The following is an 11,788-nucleotide window of genomic DNA, read 5'->3' as shown; positions in this document are numbered from 1 at the left end:
GCCTGGGTCGTGGTGAGCGCGCCCACCGCCGGGGTGTTGGGCGGTGAGCGCCGTGCCCAGACGGTGGCGGCCCTGACCACGGCCACGTCGATCCTGCTGCTGTCGCTGAGCGCCACGCTGGCGACGACGGCGATCGACTCGGCGCTGTGGGCGACGGTGCTGTGGCTGGTCGCCCGCTGGAACCGCCTGCGCCAGGACCGGCTGCTGCTGGTCGCCACCCTGGTCACCGCAGTGGCGCTGGAGAACAAGTACCTGATCGTCTCGCTGTGGGCCGTCCTGATCGTCGCCGTGCTCGTCTCCGGCCCGCGGGAGCTCCTGCGCCGCCCGCTGCTGTGGATCGGTGGCGCCGTGGCGATCCTCAGCGCCGTGCCGGGTCTGCTCTGGCAGGCGAGCCACGGCTGGCCGCAGATCGAGATGACGAGCGTCATCGCGGCCGAGGCGCAGCGGGACGCCGGTGGGCGGCTCGGCTTCCTGCCGCTCGTGCTCTTCTACGCCGGAATCCCAGTCGGTGTGGCCCTGGCGGTCCGCGGCGTCGTGCGGCTGTGGCGCATCCCGGCCCACCGCTTCCTCGGCATCACCGTCGGCGGCGTCGTCCTGGTCTTCCTGATCGCGGACGGCCGGCACACGTACACCGGCGGGCTGTTGCCCATGGTCTACGCCGCGGGTTCGATCGACCTGCGCGGGCGCGTGTGGCGGGTGGTCGCCGGCGCCCCCGGGCTGATCCTGGCGACGCTCATCGCCGTGCCGCTGTCGCTGTCAGTGCTCCCGGTGTCGACCGGGGCGCAGGTCAACATCCTGACCCGGGGCAGCACCGGCTGGCCGGAACTCGTCGACACCGTCGCCGCGGCTTACCGGTCGGCGGGTCCGGGCCCGGTGGCCCTGGTCGCCGACACCTACCGTCAAGCAGGTGCCCTGGACGCGTACGGGGAATCGCGCGGCCTGCCGAAGGCCAGCAGCCCGGACCGCGGCTACTCCGCGTTCGGGCCGCCCGCGGACGAGGTGACCACGGTGCTGTGGGTCGGAGACAGGCCCCCGGCCGAATTCCGCGCCGCGTTCGCCGAGGTGCGTGAGGCAGCCCGCTTCGACGACAACCCGGACGGCTACCTCGGCATCAACTCCGACGTTCCGGTGTGGCTGTGCACCGGATTCCACGATGACTGGCAGCAGCTGTGGCCGCGAATCAAGCACTACGAGAGCCGGGACCGCGTCGCCGCCTGAGGCTTCCAAGGCCGGCTGCGACGCAACACTCGTCATGCTCCAGCGGGGTGATGCCGGGCGGCACCGGGAAGTGGGCCTCGTCCAGGCCGAGGCCCGCGACCACCTCCGGAGCACCTGCTCTTGTGGTGTGAGGTGGCTTGGAGACGCCTCTTTATGCGGTCGAGGTCGAGACCGGCGGCTGCATGTGGACGCGGGGAGACTCCTCGGCCGAGAGCTGAGTTCCGTCGGCCGGGACGTCGACGCCCGTGTACTCCAGGAACCATGCGTTCCGGTCCGGGGTGGCCTCGTGCCACAGACCACCGCGCAGTTCGTGGTGGTCGACGTCGGCCGAGGTACTCGGGGTCCAGGTGAAGTCGTACCGGTCGCCGTCGGCCACGCCGGTGAGGGCGGTGGCGGGCATTGCAGCACACAGACGGTGGCCGACTGGGCGGGCGAGAGGCCGGGGCACCCGTCACGCGGGTACCAGTCGGCGAAGTCCTCGTCGCACCACAGCCCGTCCAGCCGGTCTCTCACCCACATCGCCGTCGTACCGTCCGGGTTGCTCGCCCGCGCGATCCGCGCGGTCAGAGGCGGGACTTGCTCACCGGAACGAGGACGGAGCGACAACGAGCACCTCGACGATCACAGGATCCTTCGGAACAGCCCCGAGCATGCCCGTTGATCACGCTGCCGCACCGGAAAACTCAAAGCTCCCCGACACAGTCAAGCTGAAAGGATGTCCCGTCATGGCGAAGAAGAGGTACGAAGGCGCATTCGACATGGACTCCGCGAGCCCCGATCCGGAGCGGTTGCCAGCCAAGCTCATTGTCCGCTACACAGACGACACCTACAACGTGGAGTTCTTCGAGGGCGCGCCGCACGACTACGCCGAGCACCTCACGCTTGTCAACACCGTGGACAGCGCGCGCATCGAAGTCGTGGGCTCCCACCCCTCCGAGTGGTACGAGTACCGCGACGGCGTGCGAGTCGGCCAGGCGGTCCTGACGGCGCAAGAAGGGGCGAGGCCGGAGCGGGGAGGGGCGAGGCCGGAGTGGGGAGGGGCGAGGCCGGAGTGGGGAGGGGAGAACACCTAATCGACGTTACTGCCGCCAAGCTTGCCTCAGAGAACTGTCACGACAGTAACGGGGACGGGCGGCCTGGTAGAACGTCCGACGGCGATCCAGGCAGAAAAGAAGGAGTTACGCCGACGCCCTCGGGCCAGCTGCGGTCCGCGTCCGGAGGCGGGGCGAACTGCCCGTCAGCGAGCGGGCGGTCAGACCGGGCCGTCGAAGCGAACCGTATATCGGCGCGGTTGGCATACCTCCCGATTTGGTGCACGCGATTCCGGCATACCGAATGCCCCATGCCGTGCCCCTTGCTCAGGACTCGCCTGTCTGCGGGCGCGGCAGCTCATCCGGCAAGGGGCCCGGTATGCTCGCCGCCAGCCCAAGGGCGTGGCGAGCAGGCGCGCGGGCGGGGGTAGGGACTGGGACCTCGCGCAGAGTCGTAGCCGCTCCTCTGGAGTCCGCTGGAACCGCCCAACTCGGCAGCTCCAAGATCCCCGACAGAGTCAAGCCAAGTTGCGGTTTGCGGGTGGATCAGTGGTCGACCGGAGGGGTGTGCCGGTGGCGCCAGGTCGTCGGGACGGTGCCCACTGGGGTCGTCCGCTCGATCAGGACGGGCACGGCGTGAGGCAGTTTCCGGGCGCATGGCCGGTGCGTCACTTCAGTTCCATGAGGATGTCGGCGCGGGCGTAATAGTCGGCCACCGGGAGACGGTCGCGGGTGATCCTGACAAACCCGGCTTCCTCGTACAGGCGGATGGCGGGAGCCAGTTCGCTGTTCGTGCCGAGGAACAGCCGGGCCCCACCGAGTGCCTGGGCGCGGTCGATCGCTGCGGCTATGAGTTGGCGGCCGACGCCGCGTCCCTGCGCGGCGGGGGCCACGGCCATCTTCGCGAGCTCGAACACGGCGTCCGGGTAGGCGAGAAGTGCGACGCACCCGACGACGGTGCCGCTGCCCGGCTCGCACGCCAGGAGCACGTCGCCGCCTGGGCCCACGATGCGGCCGAACGGATCTCCGAGAACCGCCCGGTCCTCTTCCTGCAGGGTGAACAGGCGCGAGATCCACTCCTCGTTCAACGCGCGGAACGCGTCGGCATCACACTGTGAGGCGATCGAGGAGACCACGGTCGGGGCAGAGGTGTGCGGCATGAGGCGGATTTCCTTTCCGGTGCAGCTTCCCATGAGCAGCCTCCGCTCCTGCTAACTCATATGTCCAATACAAGCGATCGCGTGTATCGATAAACTGGAACTATGGATCAGCGTATCGAGCTCCGCCACCTGCGGTACTTTCTGGCTGTGGCCGAGGAACTCCACTTCGGCCGTGCCGCCCAGCGGCTGAACATCGCCCAGCCGGCTTTGTCCCAGCAGATCAGGCAGCTTGAGAAGATTGTCGGTGTTGAGCTGTTCCGGCGGACCTCTCGAAGTGTCCGCCTCACAGACGCGGACCGAAGCGGCATGTCAGCAGCCCACGGCCCTGTCGGGCACTCGTCACTCGTTCGTGTGGGATCTCCGCAGTAGCTCGCAGAATCTGCGAGCGATCGCCAGGATCTGCGGCTTCGTGTCAGATCCCGAAGTCGTGTGCTGACGCTGTTCCCGCCCGCCGGCGGATCCGGCGACGGCGTTGGATCCCGCGGCGGTTACGGTCGAGACCGGCCTGGCGAACGTCTTCACCTCCCGCGCCATCGGCAGGCGCGGCTGTCGGCCCATGACGAGGACAGCTTCTACTGGCGCTCCTGGCAATGAAGAAGGGGAACCAGGCCCGGGATTCGCACATCTAGTGGGGTGGCTCATCCCGGTGTGAGTGTTTGTCGTATCTGGGGCGGTGCCGGACGCCATCGAGGAGTGGCCGTGCGTTCGCTCACCCATCTGGACAGGCGGCAACTGCTCAAGGCGGCCGGTGCGGGTACCTTCATCATGGGGGCAGGTGCCGGACTGTACACCTGGCCGGCAACGGACGGAGGCGCGTCGAATACGTTGGCTGCGCCGACGTTGGTGAAGCAGGCCGCTGCGGCCGGGGCGAAGCAGGCGTTCCTTCACATCATCGCGCACCCCGACGACAACCTGTACTTCATGAATCCGGACTTGGAACAGTCCATACGCAGCGGGGCGCCCTCGGTCACCGTCTGCCTGACCGGCGGCGAGTCCGACGGCCACAACGTCCTTTTGCACGACCCCATCGCCGACAAGGTCCCTTACGACCGCGAGAAGTACGTGCGGGCCCGGATGAACGGCGTGCGTCGGGCCCATGCCCTCATGGCCACGGGCGACACCGAAAGCCCGTGGGACGTGGACGCGGTATCGCTCATTCCCGGCTTCCAGGTGGAGGTGCAGACGCTGCGCGCGGCCCCGGAAAACCAGTTGGTGTTTCTGGAACTGGTCGAGGCCCGCTCCCTGTTCGCGCCCAAGAAAACCTCCCTGCGGGGGCTGTGGCTGGGCGCGGCTGACACCCTCGTCACGCTCCCGCCGACCCGTACTCCCGTGCGAGAGCGCTACGAGTACACCCGGGACCAGCTCATCGACTCGCTGACAGCGATCATGGAACGGGTCCGGCCCACAGTCGTACGCACCCTGGACCCCAACGCCGTCCACAGGGTTGACAAGCCGCCGCTGTACTCCCGCGACCTCCGGCTGCGCGGCTTTCACTACCACGACCACCAGGACCACACTGCCTCCGCCCACTTTGCCCAGGCGGCGCTGGCCCGGTACTGGGGGCGCCAACACGGCCGTCCCGTGGCCGTCGAAAGCTACCTCGGCTACGAGAATGCTGCCCTGCCCCACAACATCGACCTCAAGACCACCCAGCGCAAAGGCGATCTGCTGTCGGTCTACGGTTGGGCGGACCGCAAGGACTGCGCCGACAAGGCCGGTTGCGGTGACCGCAAACTCGGCGGCACAGCCCTCACCGGCGTCTCCAAGAACTGGACCCGCTCCACCTACCAGCGCGCCCCCGGCTCGAACTCCTGGTTGCTGCCCCTCAAGGACGACCGGTTGGCGGCCTTCGCGGTCCTGGACGGCACGGCGCGCTGCTGGGTAGAGACTGCTCCGGGCAGCGGCACGTTCGGCGGCCCCCACGGCCTGGGCGGGAAAATGTTCGAAGGGCAGCTCTTCGCCTTGCGCCACGACGATGGAAGGATTCAGCTCTTCGCAGCCCGTACGGTACTGCCGAGCGGCAAGCATGCCCACCGTCGCGAGCTGATGACTGCGATCCAGTCCGATACCGGCGACGAGGGTGTGCCCGCCTTCGGCCCGTGGGAGTCGCTGGGCGCGCCGGACTCCGCCCCGGTCAAGTCACTGGAGATGGGCTACCCGGCCGCGGTCGCCGACAAGGACGGAGTGGTGCACGTCTTCGCACGGAATTGGGACGGCGGTGTGAGCCACCGCAGCAGCGTCCGCGGCGGGAAGTGGACGGACTGGCGGCGGGTGGAGTGCCTGCCCAGGAAGTACCCGCAGGTCGTGGACGGGCTGGACGCCTGTGTCGACTCCGCCGGGCTGATCCACCTCGTCGCTCCCAACGCCAAGTCCGTACTGCACTGGGTGTCCACGGAGCCCGGGGAACTCCCACGGCCGGTCCCGGCGGTCGGTCTGCCGCAGCCCGCCGGGCCTGTCAGCGTGGTGCCGCTGGCGGACGGGGGCATACGGATCGCCTACCGGTTGCCGATCACCGCGCAAGTGCTGCTCGCCAACTGGAAGCGGCAGAATGGCGGTTGGCAGGTCATCGGGAAGGCCGAGCCGATCGGCGGCTATGGTCGGGTCAGCGTCGCGGCTGTCGGTCCCCAGGGGCGGCGGACGGTGCTCGCCGGGCGCGACGATGAAGGCATGGTGCGTGTCGCCACGGCCGACAGAAGGCCGGGGCGCTGGCAGACGGGGAAGGTGCTGCACACGGCGGCACCAGCGGTGGCCCGGGACGCGAACGGGCGTGCCGTGGTCGCGGCCCTCGGTACCGATGCGCGCCTCTACACCGCCCGACAGGCCTCAGGCACCGATGCGAGGGGACCCGACTCAGCCTTTGAGCCCTGGTCGGCCGCGACCGGACGGTAGGCCGCACACGCGGTCCGGGCAGGCGTGTCCGGCCACACAGCCGCGCGTCGGTCGCAGGCGGTCAGGCGCCGCCAGACTGCGGCACGAGGCGGTTGCGGTTGCGGGCAGTTTTCTTGTGCGCACGTTCCTCAGCCGGAGCCGTGATCAGCCCTACGGTTGGCCGCTGCCTGGCAACGGCCTGTACGAGTGCCGGGAGATCGGCCCGCATGGCAAGTTCTCGTGCTTCTTCGTGGTCAAGGGCGTGTTCCGCAGCAAGGTTCAGCTGGTGACCCCGGAGGAAACCGCGCGGATGGCCCGCCGGATGGGACCGCACCCTGCCGAGTGACGGACACGGTTGCCAGGCCTCTCGGGGACCTCACAGCAGCGAGGCGAGACATCTGCCAGGTGTAGGACGGCGGCATGAGGATGCCCTCCCCGGAACCTTCCGGGGAGGGCTTCGCTCATCTCAAGGTCATACAGGTTTTGCTTAGAAGCCTCGCCAGGGTTCCGAGGTCTGATTGGTGTAGATCTTCCAGACCTGCCAGTTGTTGGTGGTGGAACAGCCGCCGGGGAAGCCGTAGACACCGATACCGCCGTCCAGACACACTTTGTAACGGCCGTTGTAGAAGTTGATGAAGTGCTTCAACACCGCCGGATTTCCAACGTTCTGGACCGGAGCTGCGGTTGCCATGGTCCAGATCTGATCCCAGTTGTTCCTGTCAAACTCACAGGTTTCCCAACGCGTTGCAGCCGAACCCTGGATCTGAGAGGGGCCCTCGCCGGCGACCGCTCCCAGGCACACCGTTCCGCTGCCGCTCTCGGTCATGATCTGGACGTTCGCCTGGCCACTAGCGTCTGCTTGCCCGCTCTCCAGCCGGATCCAACTGGTGCCCCTAGCCATACACCCAGGCACCGTCTCGCCAGCGGGGTACGAGGGTCCGAAGTCGTATACACCTGCCAGGCACTGCTGGTCGGCCTGGTTGACCATCTGGATGCTGGGGTTGTCCCAGTAGATCGCCGCGTTCGCCGTGCCGGTAGTGCCCAGCAGCATCGCGAGCACCACCGTCACTGTCGCAGCCAGCCCTACGAGGCGGTTGGACAGCAGTTTCCTGATCCGGAACAAGTTGCTTTTTCTTCCGGTCCTCGCATGCATGGACTTCCCGAGTTTGAGCATGAGTGAGCTTCCCCCTTTGATGGCGCCCTCGGTTGGGCCGTTGTCAGTCCGCACGACAGCTTGCTATGCACGCTCAGCCGGGTGAGCGAGTCCATCGCGAATCTAGGGTCGGCAACCCATCGCATGGAGTGTCTGATTGCACGGTGAAGAGGGGGTTCCGGTGCCGGAGTGCACAGTGAGCCGGGAAAGCGCAGGCCGGGCCCGACGAGCCGGGCCGCTGCCCCTCTACTACCGCTGCGATTCAAAGACCGGGAACAAACCCTCTACCCCGGCCTCACCCACCCGCGCACCGTCAACCTACGCGAAGACGTTGTATGCCGGGCCCTGGACCAGTGGATCGCCCGGGCCTTCGCCCCCGACCGGCTTACTGCCACCCTCACCGCCCTCACCCACGCCAGCGCCGCAGCGAGCTCCGCAGAGACCACACACCCGAGCGGGCCCAGGCGCGCCAGACGGTCAGGGACTGCGAGCGACGACTCGCCCGCTACCAGGCAGCCCTCGAAGCCGGAGCGGACCCAGCCGTCGTCACCCAGTGGATCAACGCAGCACAGCAGGACAAGCAATCCCCACTCGACGCCCAGCAGATCCGAGAAATCACTGACAGTCCTGGAGACATAGCACACCGCATCCACACGGCCGACGCCGACAAGAAAGGCCCGCTCTACGAAGCCCTCGGCATCACCATCAGTTACGAACACGCAAAGAGGACCGCGACCGTAAGGTCGGGGCCCTCATCACCGTATCGTCAGTGGTTGTGTCCGAGGGGCGAGTTGACCATTGACGATACGGTCGTGGTGGCGCAAGGGCGGCTCCGGCCACGAGATCTATCAAAAGGCCCCACCTCCATCTCCTGAGGTCAGGGCCTACATGATCGTCGACAGGCGGCTGTTGTCAGCGAAGTCCTCCAACGGACCAGGCGTCCTGATGGACCGCCCTGCGGAGTGGGAGTCGGTCTGGCGCTACCGCGAGGGCGGAGCCCTCACCGCCCTCGACCTCGACACCACCATGGACTGGCTCCAGCACCTCCTGGCCGATCACACCTAACAGGCGCCCGGGTTCGCGTTGCTCACCGCACACTGCCGTACCAAACGTGTCCGCCGCACCGCCGCCAACCGCTTCCGCACGTTGCCCGCCGAACGGCGGATCAGGAGCAGTCAAAGCGGCGAGCGGTGGGGCATTCCGGACAGGCGCGGCATTCGAAGATGTACACCCCTCCGGCGTCGCCGAGCATCAACCCGTGCGCTGCCTGCGCCGCCTTGCCGGTCTCACCACAGGTGGCCTGGCCGTCCACTACTGTCTGGTCCTCCACTGGCAGCCAGGCGCGCCAAGCGCTGCCGGAGTACTCCCAGCTGGCGATCGTCAGCAGGTGCTCCATCGGGCCGTCGCACTGGGGACAGGCGGACCACTGCGGGTCTTGGGTCCAGCCCGGATACCCGCCGCACTTGATGCCCTCCGCCACGGACAGCTCGCTCCAGTAATCCCAGCCGGTCTCCGCCTCCAGTCGGTTGAACCGCTCCAACAGGAGGTCGAACAAGTCGCGCGGCAGATCGCTGCTCGGGTACTCCACGACCTGTTCCGGATGCACCGTGCACGGCTGCGGGACGTGCCGCGGCTCCGCACCCTCGGGTACCGGTCTCGCCTCCAGGAGGCTCCCGACCTCCACCGAGGACCGCCAGTACACCCGCGGCGCGGGCTCACACTGCTCATGCTCGAATGGGCACCACAGCACCTGCATCAGGTCCGTACCGTCAGGGAAGGCGACAGCGGGCACATCGCGCCGGTAAAGCTGGACGACCGGAACCAGCGGGCTCCCCTCGGGCGGTGCGACCAGGCCGTCGGGCCCGTAATGCGTCTCAATGCAGCGGGGCCACGGCTCGCCGGACGGCCAGAGCGGCGGGCCACCGACCGAGCTCTCCTCCGCTCCCGGTACGCCCGCGCGCGGATGCAGTCGCGTGGCGGTGCCTCGCAACGCGACGAGTTCGGGGAAGACGCGCTCAATGTCCACAGCACACGGGTCGCGCAGCCCGGCCGGACGCAGATCATCCCGGCCATCAGGACCTAGGGGCGATGCGTTCTCAGGCTGTGAGTCGGAGCATGGCGGTAGCGTGATGGGGGCGTAACCGATAGTGATCGGCTGCGGCAGCGATGTTGGTCCAGCCTGCTTGGCGCATTAGTCCGATGGCGAGGTTGCGCAGGGTGGCCATGGCGCGGGGTGCGGTGCCGGTGCGTACTCGCGAGGTGTCCTCGCCGAACGTGACGTCTCTGACGTGGTGCAGGGCCTCGACCGACCAGTGATTCTGGACGAGTTCGGCGAGTTGCGCCGCGCCGGCCTGCTCGGGCGGAAGGCTGGTGATCGCGTAGACGGTCTTCGTCTCGACCTTGCCGGTCTTGCGGTGAGTGCAGCGGCGCTTGATCTCCATGGCCTGGACCGCGTGCGGGAAGAACAGACCTGGCCGGACGGTGCAGACCTTCAAACGGCGGACCTCGCGGCGGCCGTGTCCGGACCCGGTGGTGCGGGCCTGCAGCGGAATCTGACGCCAGGGCAGGCCCCGCAGCTGCTTGCGCAGCTTCTTCTGGTTCCCCTTGACCACCAAGAGGTAGTGGCCACTGGCGGCGATGGCGTGCTCGGCGTGGGCGCGCTGGGTGTGTATCGCATCGGCGGTGACGACAACGCCGCGCAAGTCGATCCGGTCCAGCAGCGGGGCGAACGCGGGGATTTCGTTGCTCTTCGCGGCGACCTGGCGCTGGGCGATCACGGTATGGCAGGCGTGGAGCGCGGCGGCGAGCAGGTGGACGGCTTGGCCGTCGGTGCGGGATCCGCACACGGTCTTGCCGTCGACGGCCAGACCGACCAGGGTGTCGCCGGGTCCGTCGACCGGGTCGGCGACGTAGCGGGCGAGCTAGGCACCCACGGCGTCGTCTAAGGCATAGCCGTCCAGGCGGGCGAGGAGTCGTCCCAGCGTGGAGGCGTTGGGTGTGCTGGAGGTCAGTCCGAGTTGTTCGCGCAGCTCGGAGTCGGTGTCGGCGGCGAAGCGGGCGATGGCGGCCAGGGACGTGGCTCCGCGGAGGACGGCGACCAGGCACAGCGCGACAGGGAGCCCAGGCAGTAGCGGCGGCCCCGGGTCCGGCGCGGATCGGGTAGCCGGCCCAACACGTCCGCCAGGCAGGCGAGCTGTGACGGTTCCGGTTCCGGGTATGCGGAGTCGATGTCCGCGCAGTGGTGCTGCAGGACACCGATCAGGGAGGATGACACGCGAACGCAACCCCTGTTCATGATCAAAGGCTTCGACCACCGTGCGTTCCGTCTCGCGGACCGCGGGCAGCTCCGGGAAGAGCGACGCCACGTGGGTGTCCGGGCCGACGCCCAGCATCAGGACGTCGAAGGTGGGGACCGGGCCGTGGTTCTCGGGGTCGGCGGCCTGGGCCAGCTCCGCCGCGTAGGCCTCGGCCGCCGCGTCCACGTCCGCACCCCAGGGACCGTCCGACGCGGGCATGGCGTGCACGCGCTTCGGGTCCACCGGGACCTGGTCGAGCAGTGCCTCGCGGGCCTGGGCGACGTTGCGCTCCGGGTCGCCCTCGGGCAGGTAGCGTTCGTCGCCCCACCACAGGTCGAGCCTGCTCCAGTCGACGGCGTCCCGGGCGGGCGCCGCGGCCAGGGCCGCGAGCAGGCCGTTGCCGTTGCGGCCGCCCGTGAGGACCACGGACGCCTCGCCGCGGGAGGCCTGCGCGTCCACGATCTTCGTGATCAGACGGGCCGCCGCGGCCTGCGCCATCAGCTCCTTGTCGTGGTGCACGACCAGCTGCGGAGTGCTCATGTCGCCTTCGCCCTCTTCTTCAGCGGTGCCGGTTGCTGCGGCGCCGCCTCTGTCGTGGGAGCCTCGGCAGCGGCGTCGGGAGCCGCCGCGACGGTGACCGGTTCTCCTTTGGGCGACGGCTCCGGGACCTCCGGCGCCGCAGCCGCGGACGCGTTCAGCCGTTCCACGCCGAACCGCAGTGCCGACGCGTAGGTGTCGTCCGGGTCGAGCCGGCGCAGCTCCTCCGCGATCAGCTCGGCCGTCTCCCGCCGCTTCAGCGCCACCGCCCGGTCCGGCTGGCCGTCGATGGACAGGGTGGCGAGGGAGCCGTTCGCGCGGTCCAGCGCGATCGGGCCCTGGGTGGTCTGCATACGGACCGCCGTCAGACCGGGGCCCGAGGAGAGCGACCGCTTGACAGGGACGTCCAGGCGGTCCGCGAGCCACATCGCCAGCAGCTCGCAGCTCGGGTTGAACTCCTCGCCCTCCACCTCGACGGCCCTGACCTCGCAGGCCACCTGGTCCAGGGCCGCCGCCAGCATGGAC

General features: G+C 68.6%; 12 protein-coding genes and 2 pseudogenes. 6 read left to right on the top strand and 8 right to left on the bottom strand.

All coding sequences use genetic code 11. The features are described from left to right. A partial coding sequence (locus ABZ646_RS27565) for a glycosyltransferase family 39 protein (protein WP_360524273.1) occupies positions 1-1,218 on the top strand: 1,218 nt, incomplete at its 5' end. A gap of 7 nt (positions 1,219-1,225) precedes the next feature. Here ABZ646_RS27565 and ABZ646_RS27560 read toward each other — a convergent pair. After that, positions 1,226-1,321 (bottom strand): annotated as a pseudogene (locus tag ABZ646_RS27560) (SAM-dependent methyltransferase); the annotation flags it as partial. 48 nt (positions 1,322-1,369) lie between these two features. Beyond that, positions 1,370-1,618 carry a hypothetical protein gene (locus tag ABZ646_RS27555; protein WP_360524270.1) on the bottom strand — a complete coding sequence of 83 codons (249 nt, stop codon included), beginning with the start codon at positions 1,616-1,618 and terminating at the stop codon, positions 1,370-1,372. 325 nt (positions 1,619-1,943) lie between these two features. On the opposite strand from ABZ646_RS27555, the gene ABZ646_RS27550 reads away from it, so the two are divergent. Then, on the top strand, positions 1,944-2,291 hold the full coding sequence (locus tag ABZ646_RS27550) for a hypothetical protein (RefSeq protein ID WP_360524267.1): 348 nt from the start codon (positions 1,944-1,946) through the stop codon (positions 2,289-2,291). Positions 2,292-2,917: 626 nt separating this feature from the next. Here ABZ646_RS27550 and ABZ646_RS27545 read toward each other — a convergent pair. Continuing rightward, positions 2,918-3,442: a GNAT family N-acetyltransferase gene (locus tag ABZ646_RS27545; RefSeq protein WP_360524264.1), complete on the bottom strand. Its 525-nt coding sequence runs from the start codon at positions 3,440-3,442 to the stop codon at positions 2,918-2,920. Between the two features lie 81 nt (positions 3,443-3,523). Between ABZ646_RS27545 and ABZ646_RS27540 the strand changes: the two are divergent. The 3 genes and pseudogenes from ABZ646_RS27540 to ABZ646_RS27530 form a co-directional block, all read left to right on the top strand. Then, positions 3,524-3,697: pseudogene (locus ABZ646_RS27540) on the top strand (LysR family transcriptional regulator); the annotation flags it as partial. Between the two features lie 345 nt (positions 3,698-4,042). After that, positions 4,043-6,298, top strand: a complete 2,256-nt coding sequence (locus ABZ646_RS27535) for a PIG-L family deacetylase (RefSeq protein WP_360524261.1) — start codon at positions 4,043-4,045, stop codon at positions 6,296-6,298. A 115-nt stretch (positions 6,299-6,413) separates the two neighbouring features. Next, the gene (locus ABZ646_RS27530) at positions 6,414-6,623 is read left to right on the top strand and encodes a hypothetical protein (RefSeq protein WP_360524258.1); all 210 of its coding nucleotides are present in this window, start codon (positions 6,414-6,416) and stop codon (positions 6,621-6,623) included. 141 nt (positions 6,624-6,764) lie between these two features. Here the strand turns inward: ABZ646_RS27530 and ABZ646_RS27525 are convergent, their stop codons facing one another. Continuing rightward, the gene (locus ABZ646_RS27525; protein WP_360524255.1) at positions 6,765-7,451 is read right to left on the bottom strand and encodes a hypothetical protein; all 687 of its coding nucleotides are present in this window, start codon (positions 7,449-7,451) and stop codon (positions 6,765-6,767) included. 867 nt (positions 7,452-8,318) lie between these two features. Between ABZ646_RS27525 and ABZ646_RS27520 the strand changes: the two genes are divergently transcribed. Next, positions 8,319-8,495, top strand: a complete 177-nt coding sequence (locus ABZ646_RS27520) for a hypothetical protein (RefSeq protein WP_360524252.1) — start codon at positions 8,319-8,321, stop codon at positions 8,493-8,495. A 100-nt stretch (positions 8,496-8,595) separates the two neighbouring features. Here the strand turns inward: ABZ646_RS27520 and ABZ646_RS27515 are convergent, their stop codons facing one another. The 4 genes from ABZ646_RS27515 to ABZ646_RS27500 all read right to left on the bottom strand — a co-directional run. Next, entirely contained in the window at positions 8,596-9,456 is an 861-nt protein-coding gene (locus ABZ646_RS27515; protein ID WP_360524249.1) for a DUF1963 domain-containing protein, read from the bottom strand. A gap of 70 nt (positions 9,457-9,526) precedes the next feature. Beyond that, on the bottom strand, positions 9,527-10,276 hold the full coding sequence (locus ABZ646_RS27510; RefSeq protein WP_360524246.1) for an ISAs1 family transposase: 750 nt from the start codon (positions 10,274-10,276) through the stop codon (positions 9,527-9,529). A 75-nt stretch (positions 10,277-10,351) separates the two neighbouring features. Further along, entirely contained in the window at positions 10,352-11,266 is a 915-nt protein-coding gene (gene pgl / locus ABZ646_RS27505) for a 6-phosphogluconolactonase (protein WP_360524243.1), read from the bottom strand. Continuing rightward, positions 11,263-11,788: glucose-6-phosphate dehydrogenase assembly protein OpcA (locus tag ABZ646_RS27500; RefSeq protein ID WP_360524240.1), on the bottom strand; the 526-nt coding region annotated here is incomplete at its 5' end. The genes ABZ646_RS27500 and pgl, both read right to left, overlap by 4 nt.

Origin of the sequence: Streptomyces sp. NPDC007162 (assembly GCF_040634175.1) — a bacterium.
Classification (GTDB): Bacteria; Actinomycetota; Actinomycetes; order Streptomycetales; family Streptomycetaceae; genus Streptomyces.
The sequence above is the reverse complement of the archived record's forward strand: the minus strand, read 5'-3'. Positions and strand labels throughout refer to the sequence as shown.

What these genes read in the sequence shown, in the direction of transcription:
- ABZ646_RS27525 (WP_360524255.1), bottom strand. Translation starts at nt 7,451, where the DNA reads ATGCTCAAACTCGGGAAGTCCATGCATGCGAGGACCGGAAGAAAAAGC.
- ABZ646_RS27545 (WP_360524264.1), bottom strand. Translation starts at nt 3,442, where the DNA reads ATGGGAAGCTGCACCGGAAAGGAAATCCGCCTCATGCCGCACACCTCT.
- ABZ646_RS27555 (WP_360524270.1), bottom strand. Translation starts at nt 1,618, where the DNA reads ATGCCCGCCACCGCCCTCACCGGCGTGGCCGACGGCGACCGGTACGAC.
- ABZ646_RS27550 (WP_360524267.1), top strand. Translation starts at nt 1,944, where the DNA reads ATGGCGAAGAAGAGGTACGAAGGCGCATTCGACATGGACTCCGCGAGC.
- pgl (WP_360524243.1), bottom strand. Translation starts at nt 11,266, where the DNA reads ATGAGCACTCCGCAGCTGGTCGTGCACCACGACAAGGAGCTGATGGCG.
- ABZ646_RS27520 (WP_360524252.1), top strand. Translation starts at nt 8,319, where the DNA reads ATGATCGTCGACAGGCGGCTGTTGTCAGCGAAGTCCTCCAACGGACCA.